General features: G+C 68.7%; 18 protein-coding genes. 10 read left to right on the plus strand and 8 right to left on the minus strand.

Annotated elements, in window-relative coordinates; translation table 11 throughout:
• Nucleotides 1-24: 24 nt before the first annotated feature.
• Nucleotides 25-1,017 carry an RluA family pseudouridine synthase gene (locus AC1DR1_RS09420; protein ID WP_476992541.1) on the minus strand — a complete coding sequence of 331 codons (993 nt, stop codon included), beginning with the start codon at nt 1,015-1,017 and terminating at the stop codon, nt 25-27.
• A 330-nt stretch (nt 1,018-1,347) separates the two neighbouring features.
• On the opposite strand from AC1DR1_RS09420, the gene AC1DR1_RS09425 reads away from it, so the two are divergent.
• Nucleotides 1,348-2,058, plus strand: a complete 711-nt coding sequence (locus AC1DR1_RS09425; RefSeq protein ID WP_476966885.1) for a helix-turn-helix domain-containing protein — start codon at nt 1,348-1,350, stop codon at nt 2,056-2,058.
• Nucleotides 2,051-2,743, plus strand: coding sequence for an SRPBCC family protein (locus tag AC1DR1_RS09430; protein ID WP_476966886.1), 693 nt, complete (start codon nt 2,051-2,053; stop codon nt 2,741-2,743). Before AC1DR1_RS09425 ends, AC1DR1_RS09430 begins: the two co-directional genes overlap by 8 nt.
• 207 nt (nt 2,744-2,950) lie before the next feature.
• Here AC1DR1_RS09430 and yczR read toward each other — a convergent pair whose 3' ends face one another.
• Entirely contained in the window at nt 2,951-4,474 is a 1,524-nt protein-coding gene (gene yczR / locus AC1DR1_RS09435; protein ID WP_476992514.1) for a MocR-like transcription factor YczR, read from the minus strand.
• 61 nt (nt 4,475-4,535) lie between these two features.
• Here yczR and yczE point away from each other — a divergent pair, with 61 nt between their 5' ends.
• A complete protein-coding gene (gene yczE / locus AC1DR1_RS09440; protein WP_229995987.1) occupies nt 4,536-5,204 on the plus strand; it encodes a membrane protein YczE in 669 nt (222 codons plus the stop codon).
• A gap of 16 nt (nt 5,205-5,220) precedes the next feature.
• On the opposite strand, the gene AC1DR1_RS09445 is transcribed toward yczE, so the two are convergent.
• The 6 genes from AC1DR1_RS09445 to AC1DR1_RS09470 all read right to left on the minus strand — a co-directional run bounded on the left by AC1DR1_RS09445 (nt 5,221) and on the right by AC1DR1_RS09470 (nt 13,876).
• Nucleotides 5,221-6,087: a DNA-formamidopyrimidine glycosylase family protein gene (locus AC1DR1_RS09445; RefSeq protein ID WP_229995988.1), complete on the minus strand. Its 867-nt coding sequence runs from the start codon at nt 6,085-6,087 to the stop codon at nt 5,221-5,223.
• The gene (locus tag AC1DR1_RS09450; RefSeq protein WP_476992515.1) at nt 6,080-11,329 is read right to left on the minus strand and encodes an Lhr family helicase; all 5,250 of its coding nucleotides are present in this window, start codon (nt 11,327-11,329) and stop codon (nt 6,080-6,082) included. The genes AC1DR1_RS09445 and AC1DR1_RS09450 overlap by 8 nt, the downstream gene beginning before the upstream one ends.
• 118 nt (nt 11,330-11,447) lie before the next feature.
• Entirely contained in the window at nt 11,448-12,080 is a 633-nt protein-coding gene (locus AC1DR1_RS09455) for a DUF4232 domain-containing protein (RefSeq protein WP_476992516.1), read from the minus strand.
• A gap of 148 nt (nt 12,081-12,228) precedes the next feature.
• Nucleotides 12,229-12,375, minus strand: a complete 147-nt coding sequence (locus tag AC1DR1_RS09460; protein WP_229994845.1) for a hypothetical protein — start codon at nt 12,373-12,375, stop codon at nt 12,229-12,231.
• Entirely contained in the window at nt 12,362-12,607 is a 246-nt protein-coding gene (locus AC1DR1_RS09465; protein WP_229994844.1) for a hypothetical protein, read from the minus strand. The genes AC1DR1_RS09460 and AC1DR1_RS09465 overlap by 14 nt, the downstream gene beginning before the upstream one ends.
• Nucleotides 12,608-12,865: 258 nt before the next feature.
• Nucleotides 12,866-13,876, minus strand: a complete 1,011-nt coding sequence (locus AC1DR1_RS09470; RefSeq protein WP_229994843.1) for a LacI family DNA-binding transcriptional regulator — start codon at nt 13,874-13,876, stop codon at nt 12,866-12,868.
• Nucleotides 13,877-14,137: 261 nt separating this feature from the next.
• Here AC1DR1_RS09470 and AC1DR1_RS09475 point away from each other — a divergent pair, with 261 nt between their 5' ends.
• From AC1DR1_RS09475 to rhaI, 7 genes are all read left to right on the plus strand, one after another.
• On the plus strand, nt 14,138-15,682 hold the full coding sequence (locus AC1DR1_RS09475; protein ID WP_229994842.1) for a sugar ABC transporter ATP-binding protein: 1,545 nt from the start codon (nt 14,138-14,140) through the stop codon (nt 15,680-15,682).
• Nucleotides 15,679-16,725 carry an ABC transporter permease gene (locus AC1DR1_RS09480; RefSeq protein WP_229994841.1) on the plus strand — a complete coding sequence of 349 codons (1,047 nt, stop codon included), beginning with the start codon at nt 15,679-15,681 and terminating at the stop codon, nt 16,723-16,725. The genes AC1DR1_RS09475 and AC1DR1_RS09480 overlap by 4 nt, the downstream gene beginning before the upstream one ends.
• Nucleotides 16,718-17,800: an ABC transporter permease gene (locus tag AC1DR1_RS09485; protein ID WP_476966891.1), complete on the plus strand. Its 1,083-nt coding sequence runs from the start codon at nt 16,718-16,720 to the stop codon at nt 17,798-17,800. The genes AC1DR1_RS09480 and AC1DR1_RS09485 overlap by 8 nt, the downstream gene beginning before the upstream one ends.
• 79 nt (nt 17,801-17,879) lie before the next feature.
• Complete coding sequence (gene rhaS / locus AC1DR1_RS09490; protein WP_229994839.1) at nt 17,880-18,947, plus strand: rhamnose ABC transporter substrate-binding protein; 1,068 nt, start codon at nt 17,880-17,882, stop codon at nt 18,945-18,947.
• A gap of 192 nt (nt 18,948-19,139) precedes the next feature.
• Nucleotides 19,140-20,588, plus strand: a complete 1,449-nt coding sequence (locus AC1DR1_RS09495; RefSeq protein ID WP_229994838.1) for an L-fucose/L-arabinose isomerase family protein — start codon at nt 19,140-19,142, stop codon at nt 20,586-20,588.
• On the plus strand, nt 20,585-20,968 hold the full coding sequence (locus tag AC1DR1_RS09500; protein ID WP_229994837.1) for an L-rhamnose mutarotase: 384 nt from the start codon (nt 20,585-20,587) through the stop codon (nt 20,966-20,968). The genes AC1DR1_RS09495 and AC1DR1_RS09500 overlap by 4 nt, the downstream gene beginning before the upstream one ends.
• The gene (gene rhaI / locus AC1DR1_RS09505; protein ID WP_229994836.1) at nt 20,965-22,143 is read left to right on the plus strand and encodes an L-rhamnose isomerase; all 1,179 of its coding nucleotides are present in this window, start codon (nt 20,965-20,967) and stop codon (nt 22,141-22,143) included. The genes AC1DR1_RS09500 and rhaI overlap by 4 nt, the downstream gene beginning before the upstream one ends.
• Nucleotide 22,144: the final 1 nt, after the last annotated feature.

The following is a 22,144-nucleotide window of genomic DNA, read 5'->3' on the forward strand; positions in this document are numbered from 1 at the left end:
CACAAGGTACCGCACTTCCAGCCGCTAGCGTGCTTCGCTGAGTTCCAGTCTGCTGCGGTATTCCACCGGGCTCCCAGAGATGGGGTCGACGAAGCGGATCCCGCGGGCCAGGAGCTGCAGCGGCTTGGCGTAGTTGTCCGGAGCCTTGTCCAGCAGCTCCGGGTAGAACGCATCGTTGACGATCCCCAGGCCCAGTGAGGCCATGTGCACGCGCAGCTGGTGGGTCTTACCCGAATGCGGCTCCAGCCGGTACAGCGCGCGGCGTTGGGGTCCGCCGTCGGGTGCGCGGTGGGGTCCGCCGGATGGTGTGCTTTCGGGCCTGCTGGCGGGACTGCTGGCCGCGTCAAAGGTGTGCAGCCGCTCGATCCGGGTTTCCGCGTTTGGTTCGCCGTCAACCACCTCGGCCAGCAGATAGCTGCGGGACTTGGTCATCCGGTTCCGAACCACCACCGGGAAGTCCACGGCGGGGTGGCCCGGCGCCGGCTCCGCGGCGGATACACACTCGTATTTCTTCTGGACCTGGCGCTTTTCGAAGAGCACCTGGTACTTGCCCCGGGTCTCGGGGTTCGTGGAGAGCAGCAGGATTCCGGCGGTCATTCGGTCGAGGCGGTGCATGGGGATCAGGTCCGGGAGCCCGAGCTGGTTCCGGAGCCGGACCAGGGCCGATTCCTGGATGTACGTCCCGCCCGGGGTGGTGGGCAGGAAGTGCGGCTTGTCCACGACCAGCAGATGATCGTCCTGGTGCAGGATGTTCAGCTCCACCGGGATTCGGGTCTCCGGAGGCAGGGAGCGATAGTACCAGATGAACGTGTGGTCCTGCATCGGCGTGCTGCGGTCCAGGACTCTCCCGGCCTCGCCAACGATCTCGCCGGCGTCGAACCGGTCCTCTATGCCCTGGGGATCGATATGCCCCCACCGGTGCATCATGTAGTCCAGTGCGGTCTCCCAGGGCCCCTCGTCCGGCAGGCGCAGGCGCGTCGCGTTGACGCCGTCGCGCACGGGGAGGGGGGATTGCATCACCAGCCCATTCTACGTGTCCGGTCTCCCGCCCCGCCGCCGCCCCTCGCCTGCGAACTCGCGAGGCCTCGCTCCCGCCCCTCGCCTGCGAACTCGCGAGGCCTCGCCCCCGCCCCTCGCCTGCGAACTCGCGAGGCCTCGCCCCCGCCCTTCCTCCGCGCCCGCCCCTCCCGCGCCCACGCCCTCGAATTCGTGCCAAGCGTGCGAGGTCGCCGGGAAGGTCCGGCGACCTCGGGCGCTTCCGGCGAACTCGCGTCGCCGCGCCAGTCGATCGCACCGACGAGAAAAAAGTTCTTGACAAATAAAATTGTCGGCGGGCAGACTTGAAGCATGTTGGACATTGAAGTGATTGAGGATCCGGCCGCGGCGGAGGCCTCGCTGGACCCGATCCGGACGAGGATCCTGCGCGAGCTGGCCGAGCCCGGATCCGCAACGCAGCTCGCCGCGAAGGTGGGCCTGCCGCGGCAGAAGGTGAACTACCACCTCAAGGCCCTCGAGCGGCACGGGCTTGTCGAGCTCGTCGAGGAGCGGCGGCGCGGCAACGTCACCGAACGCATCCTGCGGGCGACGGCGGCGTCGTACCTGATCTCGCCGGCGGCCCTGGCTTCCGTGGCGCCGGACCCGCGGCGGTTCTCGGACCGCTTTTCCGCCTTCTGGCTGCTGGCGCTCGCCGGCCGCATGGTCCAGGAGATGGGCCAGCTGATCGCCGGGGCGGCCGCGGCCAGGCAAAAACTCGCCACCTTTGCCATCGACGGCGAGATCACCTTCCGGTCGGCGGCGGACCGGGCGGCCTTCGCCGAGGAGCTCGGCGAAGCCGTGACCCGGCTCGTGGACAAGTACCACGATGGCGGACGCGACCTCCCGCCAGGTTCGCCGGCAACGACCCTGCCAGCAGGACGCAAACACCGGCTGGTCGTCGCGCTCCACCCGTCATTGAAGGCGCCGGCGCCCAAGGCAGCGCAAGCAGACCCGCACGCAGCCCCAGAAACTAAACACCCACAAACTGAAAGCCCACAAGCTAAGGAGCAGGACAATGACTGACAAGCGGAAATTCGAGATCGTCTACGACACCGAACTGCCCGGCACCCCCGAGCGGGTGTGGGAGGCCGTTACCAAGGACACCCCGGCCTGGATGTTCCCCACGGACCAATGGCCGGCGGTCCGGACCGTGGACGAGTACCCCTCCCATCTAGTGTCCCGGATGGACGGGCCTGATGGCTGGTTCAACCAGCTGGAGCACGTCCTGGAACCTCTCGACGGCGGCCGGGCCCGGCTGCACTACGTCCACAGCGGCATCTTCGCGGACAACTGGGATGAGCAGTACGACGGCGCCAGCAAGCACACCGCGTTCTACCTCCACACCCTGGGCCAGTACCTGAAGTACTTCGACGGCAAGCCCGTCGTCTTCACGGACATCCAGGCACCCGCTGCGTCGCAAACGCCGGACGGCTTCGACCGGCTCAAGAGGGCCCTCGGCGTCGACACTGCGGCTCAGGGGGAGGCGGTCAAACTGGAGCTCGACGGCGTCGGCCCGCTCAGCGGCGAAGTCGACTTCTCCAACGAGAACTTCCTCGGCCTGCGGGCCGCGGACACGATGTACCGCTTCTTCGGGCGCAACGCCTTCGGCGCACCGGTGGGCATGACCGTGCACGACTTCAGCGGCAGCGGGGACACCGCGACGACGGCCAAGGCTTGGGCCGGCTTCCTGGCGAAGGTCTACGCCTAGCCCGCGACGCCCATCCTGCCTGGCGACGCACTGATGCCCTGTCGACACCCGGATTCGGGCGTCGGCAGGGCATGTGCGCAGCGCCGGGAAGAGCGGGCGTCGGCAGGGCCTGTGCGCAGCGCCGGGAAGAGCGGGCGTCGGCAGGGCCTGTGCGCAGCGCCGGGAAGAGCGGGCGTCGCAGGACGGGCCTGTGGGACGCCTCTGGATTCAGGCGATGGCCGCGGCCGGCGGGGCTGAGACGTTGCGCCTCAGCTGCGGCGAGGCCTCCAGCCGATCCTGCGCCGAACGCAACGCCAGCACGGCCGTCTCCAGTTGCTCCGGCGGCAGGGTGAACGGCAGCCGCAGGTACTGCTCAAACGCACCGCCGACGCCGAACCGCGGCCCCGCGGCCAGCCGGATCCCGACGTCGGGAGCCACCACCGCAAGAGCCGTGCTGATCGGCGCCGGAAGACGGCACCAGAGGGACAGTCCGCCGTCGGGCCATTCCGGCTCCCAGCCCGGCAGGTGCGCGTGTATCAGTTCGAGCAGCGCGTTCCGGTTCTCGCGCAGCGCGGCGAGCCGGGCAGGGAGCGGCTCCGTCAGGGCGTTGACCAGATGCGCCGCGGCAAGCTGTTCCACCACGGGCCCGCCGAGGTCCAGGGTGGTGCGGGCGGCGGCGAAGCGCTGGATGAGCGGCTCGCTGGCGCGGATCCAGCCGGTGCGCAGCCCTGCCCAGTGCGACTTGCTGAGGGAACCGAGGGAGACCACCGCCGGGCTGAATGCGGCCATGGGGGTCGAGGCGGCGCCGTCGAGGTTCAGCTCCCGCAGCGTCTCGTCCGCCACCAGCACGGTGCCCGACGCCGCTGCCGCCGTCACGAGGCGGCGCCGCTGCGCATCGGGCATCAGCCGGCCGGTGGGGTTGTGGAAGTCCGGCACCACGTAGGCCATCGCGGGCCTCTGCTGCAGCAGCGCCGATTCCATGGCCTCGATGTCCCAGCCGCCGGCGCCCTGAGGGGCGGGGGCGTGGCGGCCCTGGCCGATGGGGTTCGCGGCGGGCATGGCCACCGGGACCGGGCGGCAGCCCGCAGCCCGGATCGCGTCGAGGGCGTTCGGGTAGCTGGGATGTTCCACAAGCACTTTGGTCCCCGAACGGCGGGCCAAAGCGCGGAGCACAATGTTCAGCGCATGCTGGGCGCCCGAGGTGACCAGGATCTGGCCGGCCGTTGTGGGGACCCCGGCGGCGGTGTACCGGGCCGCAATGGCTTCGCGGAGCGGGCCCACGCCCAGGGCGTCGTAGCCGAAGCCCGGCAGCAGCGCCGGCAGCTCGGTCAGTGCCGCGGCAAAGGCCCGGTGCACCACTTCGCCGCTGGCGGGCAGGGAGGCATAGGCCAGGTCAAGGATCCCGTCCGGCACGGCCAGGCCGGGGGCGCCACTCAATCGCAGGGCGCCGTCATGACCGCCGGCATGCCCGGGCCCCTGACTCGGGATGCAGCTCCGGCTCCGGCTGCCCTGGCCGCTGCTAAGAAATCCCTGGTCGCGCAGCAGGGCGTACGCCGCGGTCACCGTGGTGCGGCTGATGCCAAGGGCGGCCGCCAGCGAACGCTCGCTCGGCAGGGCGACGTCGAGGGCGACGCGGCCGTCGAGGATTAGCAGGCGGACGACGTCGGCCAGTTCGCGGTAGGCGGGGGCGGCACCAACGTTCCACTCACCCAGCAGGCGGGCCAGCGACCCCGGAGTCAGAGAGATGAGCATGTAGCCAGTATTTCAAACTGGCTATGGATTGCAAGGCCAGTTTTCTAGGAGGATGGACACCATGTTGACCCGCAGACTCCTCCAGCTCCTGATAGGCCTCGCCCTATACGGCATCTCCCTGGCCATGTTTATCCGTGCCAGCCTCGGCACGGCGCCTTGGGACGTGCTCCACCAGGGGCTGACGGCCAGGACCGGGCTCAGCCTCGGTACGGTGGTGATTGTTGTCAGCTTCCTGGTGCTGCTCCTGTGGATCCCGCTCCGGCAGTGGCCCGGCGTCGGGACCTTGTGCAACGCGGTGCTGGTGGGGGTCTTCGCGGACATCGGGCTGGCGCTGATTCCACAGTTCTCGCATCTGGGCGGCCAGATCGGCCTGCTGGTCGGGGCCGTGCTGCTCAACGGCGTCGCCTCTGCCTGCTACATCGGCGCCCGCCTGGGCCCGGGCGCACGGGACGGCCTCATGACCGGGCTCGCCCGGCGGAAGGGCTGGCCCGTCCGGGTCTGCCGCACCGGCATTGAAGTGGTGGTCCTCGGCGCCGGCTGGCTGCTGGGCGGCTCGGTCGGGGTAGGCACGGTGCTGTACGCGCTGGCGATTGGACCCCTGGTGCAGTGGCTGCTGCCGCGGTTCACCGTACCCGGTGCGCGGCCCGTCTCCGTGGCCGGGACTGAAACGGAAGCCGCTGTTGCAGGGACGGCAGTCCCGGCAACAGCATCCAGCGCCCGGACAGATTGATCCCCCGCGCGTCCCGTCAGCTGACGCTCTCTGGCCCGGGGCCCGGCAAGGGCTGGCACATAGGGCAGTAGTAGATGTTCCGTTCCTCCGTGTAGGTGCCGGTGCCTGTGTCCCTGCCAAGGATGCCGCGGCGGATTGGGGTGCCGCATTTCAGGCACGGCTGGTGCTCGCGCCGGTAGACCCAGTAGCCGGGGCGCCCGGCGGTGCGGCCCACAGGCACGCCGCGCGCGTTCAGCACAGTGGTCCGGCGGCCCGGCCCGAGGTTGGCGGAGAGCAGGACCTGCGCATCGGTGATGATGGCGGGAAGATCCGGCACTGTGGACACGGGCGACGCCGGATGGACTCCCGCGAGGAAGCAGGCCTCGCACCGGTAGATGTTCCCGATCCCCGCCAGTTTGCTCTGGTCCAGCAGGGCGACGCCGATGGGAACGTCCGGGGCCGCCAGCAGCCGGCGTTCGGCCTCGGCGGCGTCCCAGTCCGGGCCCAGCAGGTCCGGGCCGAGGTGCCCCACGATGGCGTCTTCCTGGTCGGTGCGGACCACCTCGAGAATGCCCAGGGAGAATCCGACGGCGTCGGCCGTGGCGGTCCGCAGCACGCAGCGGGCTGTGAAGCCGGGCTTCCGCCAGCGGCCCCCGGGCGGGTACACCTGCCAGCTGCCCTCCATCTTCAGGTGCGAGTGGATGGTGAGCCGGTCCTTCGGCGTCGGGCCCTGCACGCGCATCAGCAGGTGCTTGCCGCGCGGCACCACCTCATCGACGGTCCAGCCGCCGAGCTTCAGGGTGGCGAAGCGCGGGACCCGGAAATCGGACGAGACCAGTTCCTTTCCGGCCAGTGCCGCGTGCAGCTGTGCCGCGGCGCGAAAGACCGAATCGCCCTCAGGCACGGATCCTCAGTCCCTTCGGAGTGGAGTAGGCCCCGGCCTGGGCGAGGGCGGCCGCCACCGGGGTGTCCAGGATGCCGTGGCCATTGACTTTTTCCATGATCAGCTTGTCGATGGCCCCGCGGGTCACCACGCCCACCAGGGCCGAACCGGCCGCGGCCAGGACGTCGGTGTCGTCGCTGAAGGCGAGCAGGGTCTTGCCGCCGCGCTCCACATACAGGGCCAGGGCGCCGTCGACCAGGACCACGAGGGCGCCTGCCTTCCGGCCGGGGCGATGGCCCGTGCCGGCGTCGACGTTGAGCGCAGGCCACGGCAGCGCGGCGCCATAGGGGTTGGCGGGGTCGGTCGCGGCCAGGGCCAGGGCCACCGGCTCGGCCTTGTGCAGCTGGGCGTCCTCGACGTAGGACCGCAGCCGGTCCACCGTGGCCGGAACGGCGAACTGCGCCGCGCCGAGGTGTTCGATGAAGTAGCCGCGGCGGCAGCGTCCGGCTTCCTCGAGCCGGGCCAGCACCTTGTACATGAGGCCGAAGCCGCCGAGGATGTTCTCCGCCATGACCGAGCCCCGGGTGACCACGCCGTAGCGGTCCAGGAGCAGTTCCGCCGTGGCCCGGGCATGGATGGTGGGATCGAGTTCGGGGGAGGGCAGCGCGGACCAGCGTCCTGCGGCGAGCGGGGGTGCAGGTGCGGTGCCGGTCAGGGAGCCGTACCGGCCGCCTGTGAGTCCGGGCGATCCCAGCAGGCCGGTGCCGTGCGCCCGTCCGAGCCGGCTGAGCCGCGGCGCGCGGGCCCGCGGGGCACGCCCCACCTGCCGGTGCGCGGTGTGGCCGCCGGCGATCAGGGCCCTGACCGGGGCGAAGGTGTCGCCGGTAATCCGGCCCGCCCAGGCGAGATCCCAGAGGGCGGCCACCACGTCCTGTTCGCTCAGCACGGAATCCATGCCGCCGGCAACCTCGGTCAGCTGCCGGAAAAAGTAGCCGCCGCCGTTGTTCTGGAGGTGCTCAAGGAGCCGCCGCTGCGCATCGCCGGGTTCGAAATCGATGGCAGGATTCAGCGTCAGCTCGGCCGAATCCGCGAGGTGCAGGCTGACCCAGCCGTCGTTGCCGGGCAACGAGCCGGCACCGGACCAGAGGACTTCGCCGGCGGCCATGAGTTCGTCCAGCATGGCCGGCTGGTAATTCGAGACACGGCTGGCCAGGACAAGCGGTTCCCACGCGGAGGCCGGAATGGGCACGCCGGAGAGCTGGTCGATGGCCGTGATGATGCCGTCCAGGCCGCGGAGCGCGGACTGCCCGCGCCCGCCCGGGGTCCGCACGTTCTGCCAGGCGGGAAGGAACCGCCCGTACGCGGCGGCGTCCACGGGCTCCACTTCGGCCCGGAGCGCGGCGAGCGAGCGGCGGCGCAGCTTACGGAGGACCTCGGCGTCGCACCATTCGCTCACACCCGCCGCAGGCAAAACGGCAGGCAGAACGGCAGACGGGACCGTGGCGGGAACGGCAGCTGGGACCGCCGTGTCGCCGGACCCCTCAATGCCGGATTCCTCAACTCCGGATTCCGCAACTCGGGACGCCGCAACCCCGGCTGCCGTGCCGGCCGGCGTGACTCCCGGTGGCGTAGCGTGCGGGCGGAACTCGCCTTCCACCACGCGGCCGTCCGCGGCCAGCCGCTTCAGCGCCGTGCCGACGACGGCGACGCCGAGTCCCAGCCGCGCCGCGGCCTCGGCGGCGGTGAATGGCCCGTGCGTGCGGGCGTAGCGCGAGACGAGGTCGCCGAGGGGGTCCGCGACCGGTTCGATGAAGGCCAGCGGCACGCCCATGGGCAGCGGTACGCCGAGGGCATCCCGGAGCCGGGCGGCATCCTCGACCGCCGCAAAGCGTTCGATGCCGCCGATGTTGACCTTGATCGCCCGGTTGGCCCGCTGCAGGGCCGCGAGGTGGGCAGCGGCGTCGGCCTCCGTTGCCGGGGTTTCGACGGGCAGGACCGCCGGGGTTTCGAGAGGCTCAGCCGCCGGGGCGGTCCCGGCGGTATCGCCCGCCGGGACCGGTCCGGCCACCGGCTCCAGGCGGGCGGCGACTTCGTCCGGCGCGAGCGGACCCAGGAGGCGCAGGAGGTCCGCGACGCCCTCCAGCCCGCGTACCTGGCGGTCCCGGGCCAGGCGCTGGAGTTCGCGCTCGGTGGCGTCGATGACCTTCGCATCCAGCAGTTCGCGCAGCTCCACGCGGCCCATGAGCTCATTGAGCAGGGTGGAATCGAGGGCCAGGGCGGCGGCACGGCGCTCCGCGAGCGGGGAATCGCCTTCGTAGAGGAACTGGGCCACGTAGCCGAAGAGCAAGGACTTCGCGAACGGTGAGGGCTGCTGGGTGGTGGTCTGGACGATCCTGAGCTCGCGGCGCTCCACCGAGGCGGCGATGTCCTTCAGCGCCGGAAGGTCGTAAACATCCTGCAGGCACTCGCGGACCGTCTCGAGGACAATCGGGAACGTCGGGTACTTCCGGGCAACATCCAGCAGCTGCGCCGAGCGCTGCCGCTGCTGCCACAGGGGCTGCCGCTTGCCGGGATTCTGCCGGGGCAGGAGCAAAGCACGGGCGGCGCACTCGCGGAACCGGGACGCGAACAGGGCGCTGCCACCGACCTCAGCCGTCACAATCTGCTCGATTTCCTCCGGATCGAACAGGAACAACTCGGCGCCCGGCGGCTCATCCTCCATCATGGGCACGCGCAGCACGATGCCGTCGTCGGCGGCCATGGCCGAGCCGTCCATCCCATAGCGCTGCTGCAGGCGCTGGCCCACGGCCAGGGCCCACGGTGCGTGCACGGGCATGCCGAAGGGGCTGTGCAGCACCACGCGCCAGTCGCCGAGCTCGTCGTGGAAGCGTTCCACCACGAGGGTGGTGTCGCTGGGGACCACCTCGGTGGCGAGCCGTTGTTCGGCGAGGTACTGGATCAGGTTGTTCGCGGCGTAGTCGTCCAGTCCGCTGGCCTTGCACCGCTCGGTTGCCGGCCCGACGTCGGACGCCGCCAGTTCGCGCATGAACGCGCCGAGGGCGCGGCCCAGGTCCACGGGCCGGCCGAGCGAATCGCCCTTCCAGAACGGGAGCTTGCCGGGCTGGCCGAACGCCGGCGAGACCAGGACGCGGTCGTGCGTGATGTCCTCGATCTTCCAGCTCGTCGCTCCGAGGGCGAAGATGTCGCCAACGCGGGATTCATAGACCATTTCCTCGTCGAGTTCGCCCACCCGGCGCCCGCCCTTGGCGGCTGCCGTGGCCGGGCTGGCTGCCCTGCCGTCCGCACTGGCACCGCCGGAGGAGCCGCCCCCGCCTGACCCCGAACCACCGGTGCCCTCGACTTCGCTGCCGATGATGTAGACGCCGAACAGCCCGCGGTCCGGGATGGTGCCGCCGGACGTGACGGCCAGCCGCTGCGCGCCGGGACGGCCCTCAATGGTCCCGGCGTTCCGGTCCCAGATGACACGGGGCCGCAGTTCCGCGAACTCGTCCGAGGGATAGCGTCCGGCCAGAAGGTCCAGGGTGGCCTCGAACGCGGAGCGGGGGAGTGAGGCGAAGGGCGCGGACCGCCGGACGGTGGTGAACCACTCCTCCACGTCGATGGCACCCAGAGCGGTGGCGGCGACCGTCTGCTGGGCCAGGATGTCCAGCGGGTTGGCCGGCACGCTGAGCCGCTCGATCTTGCCGTCCAGCATCCGCTCCACGGTGATGGCTGTGTGGACGAGGTCTGCCCGGTGCTTCGGAAACAGGACGCCCTGGGAGATTTCGCCGACCTGGTGGCCGGCGCGGCCCACCCGCTGCAGGCCGCTGGCCACCGAGGGCGGCGACTCGACCTGCACCACCAGGTCCACCGCACCCATGTCGATGCCAAGCTCGAGTGAGGACGTGGCCACCACGCAGCGCAGGCGGCCGGATTTCAGGTCGTCCTCGATCAAGGCGCGCTGGTCCTTGGACACGGAACCGTGGTGCGCGCGGGCCAGCACGGGGTCGGCGCCGGCGGTGCTGCCTGCCTGGGCCATCATGTGGGCCGGTGTGGCGGTGGACGTGGGCTGTGCAGCGGCACCGCCGGGCGGCACGGCGTTGGGCACTGTACTTGGCACCGATTTCGGCACTGATTTCGGCACTGCGGCCGGCACGGCGTCGAAGTCCGGAGCTCCGGCGCCAAACTCGGTCCAGTCGCCGCCGGCCGCCATGAGCTGGCGTTCGGCGTAGATCTCGTTGAGCCGGGCGGTCAGCCGTTCGGCGAGGCGGCGGGAGTTCGCGAACACGATGGTGGACTGGTTGGCCAGCACCAGGTCCACGATCTTTTCCTCCACATGGGGCCAGATGGACGCCTGCGGCTGGAGCCCGGAGGCCGGGCCGGAATCGAAGGCGCCGGCGGCGCCCTGGAGATCGGACATGTCCTCCACAGGTACAGAGACGGTCAGGTCCCAGTTCTTCCGCGACGGAGGGGCCACAATTTCCACCGGCGCCGATCCGGCGAGGAACTGAGCCACCAGCTCTTTGGGTTCCACGGTGGCCGAAAGCCCGATGCGCTGGGCGGGCTTGGGCAGCAGCGCGTCGAGCCGTTCCAACGACACCGCCAGATGCGCCCCGCGCTTGGTCCCGGCGACGGCGTGGACCTCGTCGACAATGATCGTGTCGACCTCACTGAGGGTTTCGCGCGCCTTGGACGTCAGCATCAGGAAGAGGGATTCCGGGGTGGTGATGAGGATATCGGGCGGGTGGCTGAGCAGCGAGCGGCGGTCGGACGCCGTCGTGTCCCCGGACCGGACGCCCACGGTAATGAGCGGGGCGGGCAGGTCCAGGCGTTTGGCGGTCTGCGTGATGCCGATCAGCGGTGCGCGGAGGTTGCGTTCGACGTCGACGCCGAGAGCCTTGAGCGGGGAAATGTACAGCACTCGGGTCTTCCGCTGGGCTGCCTTCCGCTGGGCTGAATTAATCCGCGCGGCCGTTCGGCGCCCGCCCTTGGCCGCCGTGTCCAGGCCGGGCAGGGGCTCGGGCTCCGCGGGGGCGGAGACCAGCAGCCGGTCCAGCGCCCAGAGGAACGCGGCGAGAGTCTTGCCGGAACCGGTGGGGGCGACCACGAGGGCGTGCGCACCGGAGGAGATGGCATTCCAGGCGCCGTTCTGGGCCGGGGTGGGCGCGGAAAAAGCGCCCAGAAACCAGTCCCGGGTCGGTCGGCTGAACCGGTCCATGGCGTCGGCCGAGAGTGTGCCGCCGGCGAGCTCCTGCCCCTTCATTCCTCCATCATGCCCTACCCCACCGACACTATTAGCCGGGCCCGATCACGGCGGCCCGGCGGCCCCAGGAGGGCGAAAGCACCGTGGCGGGCGCGAGCAGAGACGCGGGGGCCCGGCGTTACTTGGGCTGGAAAGCTCCGATGATCAGCAGGTTGATCTCCGTGTTGGCGCAGGCGTCCAGCGGCTGCGCGAGGAACAGCGAATCGGTGTCATCGGGCGGGTAGACCCGGAGTCCTGCCGCCGGCGTCCGGGTGCAGTCCGGGTAGTTGGCGGCCTGGGTGTAGCGCAGCGTGGCGGCGCCGGCCTTGCCCGGGGCGAGCAGGACATCGGTGACCGGGGTCGAGTCGTCGCGGGTGGCGGCGGCGCCGATCGGCTCGCCGTCGGCCCCGGCCGTGAGGGAGACGCCCGCATAGCCCTTCAGCAGGCACGGTTCGGTGCCGGAGTTGGTCACGATTAGCTGCATGTAGACGCTGCCCGCGGCGCCGCCGCCCGAGGAGTCGGTGGTGGCGGTCAGGCTACCGGCCTTGCACAGTGCGGGGCCGGCCTGGGCCGCTTGCGAGGTTGCGGCGGCCGCAGAGGATTCCGTTGCGGCACCGGAAGTCGCGGGCTGGCTTGTTTCGCTGGCCGACGGGGTGGGCGGGGACGTGGCCGGCTGGGTCTGCGTCGAGCTGCCCCCGCAGCCGCCGAGCAGGAGGGCCGCCGCGGCAGCCGTTGTCACAACCAGTGCGTGCTTCATTCGCTGAGACCTCATGGCTCAACCATTATGCCCGCCGTTGCCTTAGTCAACGATGCCACGGCGGCGGAGCCCGATTGATGCCCGGATTGTGATTTCCGGGCATCGGCCGAGGTCAGCTGCTCCTGCGGACCCCTGCGGCCGCGGCGCAGGGGAGCCGTTGCTGCTAGTCGGTCTCGGGGCCGGAGCAGTAGTGGCAGTCATCCGGGCAGGAGGCGGCGGAGCCGGCTGCCCAGGTGCTCGTCCCCGTTGCGACGCCGGACGCGGAGTTCGGCTGCTGCATCAGGGCGGGTTGGCGGTCAGTTGTCAGCATGGCGGGCCCCTTCGGGATCTGCCACGCTCAGTTCGAAGCCGTCGGCGACGTGGAACAGCTTCCGGTGCCCGGCCTTGGACACCACCCACACGACGGCGCCGTCGGCGGTGCGGTTGTCTACACGGCCCGCGTGCTCGAGGCGGCCGCCCCGGCGGAGGTGGACGGCGTCGCCGATCTCGACGTCGTCCCATTCCGTGGCGCGGCCCGAGGGCCGGTTATTCTGCAATGTCATGAGGAGTCCTGAACGGTTACGGGCAAGCGAGGATGTGATCCAGCTAACCGTGAAATGGCCCCCGCCTCAATGGTCAAATGTATGAGGCCCTCTCGTTCTGTTGTGCAGGCGTCTAGACGCGAGGCGCTCCGGTGTGGGTCCCTGCGGGCTGCGGGAGTGCATGTTGGGTGCCGGCTCAGCCAAGTGGCGGTCAGATCGGCAAATGTGGCGGTGGTGGCGCCGGAACTCATAGTCTGCGCTGCCCATCGGGGCCTCCTGTCAGCCCTGCGTGGATGCCCTCACTATCAGTTCGGGCGGAAAGACCACCTGGGTGGGTGCAAATCCGTCCTCGGCTGCCGCTTCCCGGAGCAGCAATTCCAGTGCGGTGGAGCCGATGAGGGCGCTGGGCTGCCGGATGGAGGACAGGGGTACGACGGCGGCGGCGGCGAACTCAATGTCGTCGTAGCCGATCAGGGCGATCTCTTGCGGCACGTTGACGCCGCCCATGAGCATCAGGCCCTGGAGGACACCTATGGCCAGCAGGTCGTTGGCTGCAAAGATCGCATCCGGGCGTTCGGCTTCGGGCCGGGACCGGATGGACTCGCCGGCTGCCCTTCCCGAAAGCACGGTCAGGGATTCCGTCGCGATGACCTCGAGGGCTGCACCCGCAACGGCGTCGACGGCCTTCCGGGCCCCTGCCAAACGGTCCGCCACCTGCCGGATGCTTGCCGGGCCGCCAACAAACGCGATCCGCCGCCGGCCCAGCGACAACAGGTGGGCTGCAGCCATCTCCCCGCCCGCCAGGTCATCCACGGCCACCGAGGAGAAGCTCAGGTTCTCTGTCTGCCGGTCCACGAGCACCGTCGGGATGCCCCGGCGCCGGAGCTGCTCCAGCCGGGGGATCACATTTCCTACCGGGGACAGCAGTACGCCCCGCACGCGCTGCTGCTCGAAAAGATCCAGATAGGCGGATTCCCGGCCCTCATCCTCATTGCTATTTCCGACGAGGACCGTTAAATTCTCCGCGGTGGCACGGTCCTCTGCACCCCTGGCCAGATCCGTGAAGAAGGGGTTTGCGGCGTCTAGGACCACCAGGCCGATGCTGTGGCTCATGCCGGCGCGCAACTGGCGCGCGGCGTCGTTGCGGACGAAGCCGAGCTTGTCGATGGCGGACTGGACCCTGCCGGTGACTTCGGCAGAGACCTTCTCCGGCCGGTTCAGCACATTGGAGACCGTCCCGACCGAGACGCCGGCCAGGGCCGCGACGTCCTTGACGCTCGCTGAAACCATTTCCTGTGCTCCTGAAGGTGGACGCCGCAGCCCTTGGGGCTAGGCGGCGCATACGCAAAATACTCACTTCAGGATACCTGTCCGGGGCCTACTTTGAACCCTTTCATTGAAACGAATCAAAAGCTGCGTCACGGATGGTTGACAGCAGTTGACGTGTCCATTTGAAGACCCTATGATTCAAATCACAGCTGGTTATGAAACGATTCATTGCTGTGTTCAACAAGGCAGTGCTCACTAAGCCCCAAAGGTGCGGTTAATTTTATGCAGCAGACATACAGTTCCCGGTCCGGCCCCTCCGAGGGGGAACCGGTTCCGGTTCTCTCGCTCTCACACGCAGCCAAGACCTTTGGCCCGGTGGTCGCCCTGGCCGATGGAACCATCAACATCGAGGCTGGCGAAATCCACGCGCTGGTCGGGGAGAACGGCGCCGGCAAGTCCACGCTGGTGAAAATCCTCGCCGGCCTGCACCATCCCGATTCCGGCGACTTCCAGGTGGCGGGCCAGAGCGTCCAGTTCCGCAATGTAGCCGAGAGCAAGGACGCCGGAATTTCCGTCATCTACCAGGAGCCCACACTCTTTCCGGACCTGAGTGTCGCAGAGAACATCTTCGTTGGCCGCCAGCCCAAGGGCCGCTTCGGGCTCATCAGCAAGGCGACGATGGTCAGGGAAGCGCACAAGCTGTTCGAACGCCTTGGCGTTCCCATCGACCCGACCCGCATCGCCGAGGGCTTGTCCATCGCGGACCAGCAGATCATTGAAATCGCCAAGGCCATTTCGCTGGACGCCAAAGTCCTGGTGATGGACGAGCCCACCGCAGCCCTCAGCGGCGTCGAGGTGGAGCGGCTGTTTGCCGTGGCCCGGAGCCTCCGGGACCGCGGGACCGGCATCCTCTTCATTTCGCACCGTTTCGATGAGGTCTTTGACCTCTGCGACCGCATCACCGTCATGCGGGACGGCCGGTACATCTCCACCCACCGGACAGCAGACGTCACCGTGGAGCGGATCGTTCGCGAGATGGTGGGCCGTGACATCGGCGCCCTGTTCCCCAAAGCCCCTGCCGAGATCGGCGATGTCGTCCTGAAAGTGGACGGGCTCAGCCGCGCAGGAGTGTTCCGCGATATCAGCTTCGAGGTCCGCGCCGGGGAAATCGTTGCGCTGGCCGGCCTCGTGGGCGCCGGCCGCACCGAGGTGGCCCGTGCCGTGTTCGGAATCGATCCCTATGACGCCGGCGCCATCACCTTCGACGGGCGCAAGCTCAGGCCCCGCAATGCCCAGGCGGCCATCACTGCCGGCATGGGCTTCGTCCCGGAGGACCGCCGCAAGCAGGGCCTCGTGATGGACCTGTCCGTGGCCCGGAATGTCACGCTCACGCTGCGCAACAAATACACGACGGCGGGGCTGATCAACGGTGCCGCCGAGCGGCGCGCCGCCCAGGAGTGGAGCAAACGGCTCCAGGTGAAGACCGGCTCGCAGGAGTACGCCGTCTCCACGCTCTCCGGCGGCAACCAGCAAAAGGTGGTGCTCGCAAAGTGGCTGGCCACGGACCCGCGGCTGCTGATCATCGACGAGCCCACCCGCGGCATCGACGTCGGCACCAAGAGCGAGGTGCACCGGCTCATTTCGGACCTCGCCGGGCGCGGGATCGCGATCCTGATGATCTCCTCCGAACTGCCCGAGGTCCTCGGCATGGCGGACCGCGTCCTGGTCATGCGCGAAGGCCGGATCACCGCCGAACTCGACCGTGCCGATGCGAACCCCGAATCGGTCATGCACGCCGCCACATCTTCCGCAGGAGGAACCCTGTGAGCTCAGCTCTGGACCACAAGAACGCAACGACGACGGCGCCCGCCGCCGGCGCCCGAGGCGCCGTCGCTGCGGTGCTGCGGATGCGCGAACTCCCCGTGCTGATCGCGCTGGCACTGCTGGTACTCGTCACCTACCTGATCAACCCGCTGTTCCTCACCGCCCAAGGCGTGAAGGACCTGCTGCTCAACGCCACGATCATCATGATTCTGGCGGTAGGGCAGACCCTGCTGATCATCACCCGGAACATCGACCTCTCCGTCGGCTCCATGCTGGGGCTGGTCGCCTTCGGCACCGGCTCCATTTTCTCGGCCGTGCCCGGCGTTCCGATCATCGCAGTGTTTGCCATCGGTATGGCCTTCGGGGCGTTGCTCGGCGCCTTCAACGGCGCCCTGGTGACCCTGGCCAAAGTCCCCGCCCTGGTCATCACGCTCGGGACGCTCTACGTGTACCGCGGCCTGAACAACGCCTGGGCCGGCGGCAAGCAGTTCTTCGCGGGCGATCGTCCGGAGGAGTTCGGCGCACTCTCGGTGAACACCTTTCTGGGGTTCCCCGTCATCACGCTGCTGGCCATCGTCGTCGTGATCGCCGTGGCCGTCTACATGTCCGGCACCCGCCCGGGCCGTGACCTGTACGCCATCGGCTCGGACCCGGACGCGGCGACAGCCTTCGGCATCAAGGTCTCCAAGCGCGTGTTCCTGGCCTTCCTGGCCAACGGGGCGCTCGCCGGCCTGGCCGGCGTGCTCTACGCCAGCCGCTTCAACTCGGTCGGCGCGACCACCGGCACCGGCATGGAACTGACCGTGGTGGCGGCCGCCGTCGTCGGTGGCGTGGCCATCTTCGGCGGCAGCGGATCGGTGACCGGGGCCGCCCTCGGCGCCGTGCTCCTGACCACCATCACCAGCTCCCTGACCGCCCTCAGGGTGGACAAATTCTGGCAGCAGGCGATCGTCGGCGTGCTGATCCTCACCGCCATCATCATCGACCGCGTGGCCAGCCTGCGCACAGCCAAGAAACTGCGGATTAGCGAGGCTCGCAATGTCTGAAACCACGTCCACCACCAGCACGGCGCCGGCACCCGTGGCTGACAACACCAAGCCGCTGGCCAGCGAACCGAAGGGCCGGACCGGCGCCGCACGGATCCTTACCGGCCGTGACGCCATCACCATCTACGCCCTGATTGCTTTCCTGATCTACGCGGCCATCGCGATCCCGCGCTTCGCCTCGCCGGTGACCACCGGCTTCCTGCTCCTGGACGTGATCCCGGTCCTGCTGATTGCGATGCCGATGACGCTGATCATCATCACGGGCGAGATCGACCTGTCCGTGGCCAGCACGGCCGGCCTGACCAGCGCCTTGATGGGCGTCCTCTGGGCCGGCGGGATGGACGTCTGGCTGGTCCTGGCGATCAGCCTGCTGGCAGGAATTGCCGCCGGCATGTTCAACGGCTTCCTGATCGCGGTCCTCGGACTGCCGTCCCTGGCGGTCACGATTGGCACCCTGGCGTTGTTCCGCGGCCTGGCACTGGTCATCATCGGCGACAACGCCGTGGCCAACTTCCCGAAGGCGCTGACTGCCTTCTTCACCTCCAAGATCGGTGGCACCGGGATCCCCACGGTGATGATCGGCGTGGTCGTGGTGGTGGTCTTCTTCGGCGTGCTGCTGCACTTCACGCCGTTCGGGCGGGGGCTCTATGCGATGGGCTACAGCAAGGAAGCCGCCAGCTTCGTCGGCATCAACGTGGCCCGCAGCAAGTTCTGGCTGTACGTCGGATCCGGCGCCGTCTCTGCGCTCGCCGGCATCTACTGGACGCTGCGCTACACGAGTGCCCGCAGTGACAACGCCTCCGGCCTGGAACTGGCTGTCATCGCCGCTGTCCTGCTCGGCGGCGTGTCGATCTTCGGCGGCAAGGGCTCCATTCCCGGCGTGATCGCGGGGGTCCTGCTGATCGGGACGCTGAACTATGCGCTGCGCCTGGCCCGGGTGTCCGACGTCGTCCTCATCACGGTTACCGGGCTGCTGCTGATCGTCTCGGTGGTGGCGCCGAGCATCGGCTCCGCCATCCGGCAATGGCGCCACACCCGGCGCGTACGACGAAGTTTCACCCGCAAGGCCACCTGAAATCTGCACACGAGAACCACAGAAACCGTGCCCGCCTGGGGCCGGCCGCACCTACCGCACGAAGGAAAAGGGAAGAACAATGATGTTGAACCGCAAGAACAAGGGCCAGACCGGCCGACTGGGAAGCATGGTGGCCATCACCGCCGTGGCCGCACTGGCGCTGACAGCCTGCAACAGCGGCTCCGCATCCTCCAGCGATACCAGCAGCCCCTCAGCAGGGGGAGGGGACCAGAAGATCACCTTCATCCCCAAGCAGCTGAACAACCCGTACACCGACGTCGTCCTGGGCGGCGGCAAGAAGGGCGCCACCGAGGCCGGATTCGCCTCGTCCCAGGTGGTCGGACCGCTGGAAGCCTCCGCCTCCAGCCAGGTTTCCTTCATCAACGCCGAGACGCAGGCCGGCACGAACGTCATCACGATCGCGGCAAATGACCCCGACGCCGTCTGCACGGCCCTCGGCGAAGCCCGCTCCGCCGGCGCCAAGATCGTCGCGTTCGACTCCGACACCAACCCTGACTGCCGCGACGTCTTCATCAGCCAGGTCGTCGCCAAGGACGTTGCCCTGATCCAGACCAAGCTGATCTCCGAGCAGATCGGCGGCAGCGGCGAAATCGCCATCCTGTCCGCCACCGCCAACGCCACGAACCAGAACGAGTGGATCAAGTACATGGAGGAGGAGCTGGCCTCCAACCCCGCGTACAAGGACATCAAGCTTGTTGCCAAGGTCTACGGCGATGACAACGACACCAAGTCCTTCCAGGAAGCCCAGGGCCTCATGCAGGCCCACCCGAACCTGAAGGGCATCATCTCTCCGACCACAGTGGGCATCGCCGCCACGGCCCGGTACCTCTCAACGTCCGCCTACAAGGGCAAGGTTGCCCTCACCGGGCTGGGGCTGCCGAATGAAATGCGGCCCTTCGTGAAGGACGGAACCGTCAAGGAGTTCGCTCTCTGGGACCCGGCACAGCTTGGCTATGTTGCCGCGTTCGCCGGCAAGGCCCTCACGGACGGCAAGATCACCGGCAAAGAAGGGGATACCTTCACCGCCGGCGAGCTTGGCGAACGCAAAGTCGAAAAGGGCGGCCTCGTGATCGTCGGCCCGCCGACCGTCTTCAACGCCGAGAACATCGACAAGTACAACTTCTGATCCGTCCCTGACCCATCCCGAGCAGCCGGGCGGGCCGCCGACAGCCCGCCCGGCATCTCGTTCCTTCCACCCACACCATTCCACTTCACCGGTGCCGCAGCACCGGGTCCACGGCGCCCTTCTCCACAGCCGTGCCCGGAACCCGCATTCCGGAGCCCCAGGTACCCCTTTTCACGCCGGAAGGCCCCTTACATGAACCAGAAACAACCGGCAGACCGGCTGCTGCACCCGCACCGGCGCCGCCCCACCCGCATCGGGCTGGTCTCCGGCGGGCTGGGCGCCTACTGGCCCCAGTTCCCGGAGCTGCTCCCGCAGCTGCAGGACTCCGTCCGCTACGTCACCGGCCGCTTCCAGGGACTCGACGCCGAAGTCGTCGACACCGGCTTCATCTCCGACGCGCAGGAGGCCGCGACGGCCGGTGAAAAGATGCGCGTCGCCGACTGCGACCTCATCGTCATCTTCCTCACCACGTACCTGACCTCCTCCATGGTCCTGCCGATCGCGCAACGGGCGAAGACCCCCGTCCTGGTGATCGACCTGCAGCCGACCGAAGCGATGGACCACGCCAACTTCGACACCGGCAAATGGCTGGCCTACTGCGGCCAGTGCCCGGTGCCGGAGGTCGCCAACGTCTTCCGCCGGGCCGGGATCGACTTCCGCTCAGTCTCCGGGCATCTCAAGCAGGAGTCCGCCTGGGAGCGGATCACGCAGTGGGTCCACGCCGCCGGCGTCCGCGCCCGGCTCCGCAGTGCCCGGCACGGGCTCATGGGCCACCTCTATCCGGGCATGCTCGATGTCGCCAGCGACCTCACCACCGTCTCGACCACCTTCGGCTCCCACGTCGAAGTGCTCGAATTCGATGACCTCCGCGAACGGGTCAACGCCGTGACGGACGCGGAGGTCTCCGAACGGCTCGGGCTCGCCCGCGAACTTTTCGTTGTCGATGACTCCGTGAACGACGACGACTTCGCGTGGGGCGCGAAGGTCTCGGTGGGCCTGGACCGCCTCGTGCAGGACTTCGACCTCGACTCCGTGGCCTACTACCACCGCGGACTGGCCGGGGAACAGCACGAACGGCTGGGCGCCGGGATGATCCTGGGCTCCTCCATCCTGACCGCCCGGGGCATCCCGATGGCCGGCGAATTCGAACTGCGGACCTCCATTGCCATGCTGGCCGCCCAGGCGATCGGCGCCGGGGGATCCTTCACCGAGATCCAGGCCCTGAACTTCCTCGACAACGTGGTCGAAATGGGACACGACGGCCCGGCCCACCTGGCCGTGTCCGCCCAGGACCCGCTCCTGCGCGGACTCGGCATCTACCACGGCAAGCGCGGCTGGGGCGTCTCGGTCGAATTCGATGTGCGCCACGGCCCCGTCACCACCTTCGGCCTCGGCCAGGACCCGGACGGAAGCTACGTCTTCGTCACCTCCGAAGGCGAAGTTGTCCCGGGGCCCCTCCTGCAGATCGGCAACACGACCTCCCGGGTGGACTTCGGCGGGGACCCCGGGCTCTGGGTGGACCAGTGGAGCCAGACCGGAATCGGCCACCATTGGGCCCTCTGCATCGGCCACCGGGCCGCCGACATCAAGGCCGCCGCGTCCCTGTTGGGCATCGAACACCGCCACGTGGTGCTCTCATGAGCACGCAACGCGTTTGCTTCCAACTTCAGGTCAAGCCCGGGCTGATCGAGGAATACACCCGCCGGCACGCCGCCGTCTGGCCGGAGATGCTCCGGGCCCTCAAGGCCTGCGGCTGGAACAACTACTCACTCTTCCTCCGGCCCGACGGGCTCCTGATCGGCTACTTCGAAACAGACAGCCTGACGGGCGCGCAGGCCCGGATGGCAGCCACGGACGTCAACGACCGCTGGCAGGCCGACATGGCCGGCTTCTTCGAGGATCTCTCCGGTGCACCGGACCAGGGCTTCCTCCAGCTCACCGAAATCTTCAATCTCGAGGACCAGTTGTCCGCGGCCAACGCCGCCGGGGACAACCACCAACCGCAAAAGGAACAGTCATGAACACCACAGAAACGGCCCTGGGCCGCCTCGGGGAACTCGCCATCGAGGTCCCGTCCTGGGCCTACGGCAACTCCGGCACCCGCTTCAGGGTGTTCGGCACGCCCGGCACCCCGCGCACCGTCCAGGAGAAGTTGGCCGACGCCGCGAAGGTCCACGAACTCACCGGCCTGGCACCCACGGTCGCCCTGCACATCCCCTGGGACAAGGTGGATGACTACGCGGCCCTGAAGGAGTACGCGGCGGGTCTGGGCGTGGGCCTGGGCACGGTGAACTCCAATACCTTCCAGGACGACGAGTACAAGTTCGGCTCGCTGACCTCCTTGAACCCTGCGGTGCGCCGCCGCGCCATCGACCACCACCTCGAGTGCCTGGAGATCATGCACGCCACGGGCTCGCGCGATTTGAAGATCTGGCTCGCGGACGGCACCAACTACCCGGGCCAGGACGACATGCGCGGCCGGCAGGACCGCCTGGCCGAATCCCTGCAGGAGATCTACGCCGCCTTGGGCGCGGAACAGCGCCTGGTGCTGGAATACAAGTTCTTCGAGCCGGCTTTCTATCACACCGACGTCCCGGACTGGGGCACCTCCTACGCTCAGACCCTGGCGCTGGGCGAGAAGGCCCTCGTCTGCTTGGACACCGGCCACCACGCCCCGGGCACCAACATCGAATTCATCGTCATGCAGCTGCTGCGCCTGGGCAAGCTCGGCTCCTTTGACTTCAACTCCCGCTTCTACGCGGATGATGACCTGATCGTCGGCGCGGCCGACCCGTTCCAGCTCTTCCGCATCATGCATGAGGTCATCCGCGGCGGCGGCTTCGGCAAGTCCGCAGGAGAGAATTCAGCCGTCGCCCTGATGCTGGACCAGTGCCACAACCTGGAAGAAAAGATCCCGGGCCAGATCCGCTCGGTGCTCAACGTCCAGGAAATGACTGCCCGGGCCCTGCTGATCGACACGGACGCGCTCGCCGAGGCCCAGCGCAGCGGGGATGTCCTGGCCGCCAACGGCATCTTCAACGATGCCTTCTACACCGATGTCCGTCCTGCGCTGGCGCAGTGGCGTGAATCCCGCGGCCTGCCCGCGGACCCGCTGGCCGCCTTCAAGGCCAGCGGCTACCAGAAGAAGATCAACGAGGACCGCGTCGGCGGCCAGCAAGCCGGATGGGGCGCTTAAG

It is taken from the genome of Arthrobacter sp. P4_F10, from assembly GCF_056401435.1.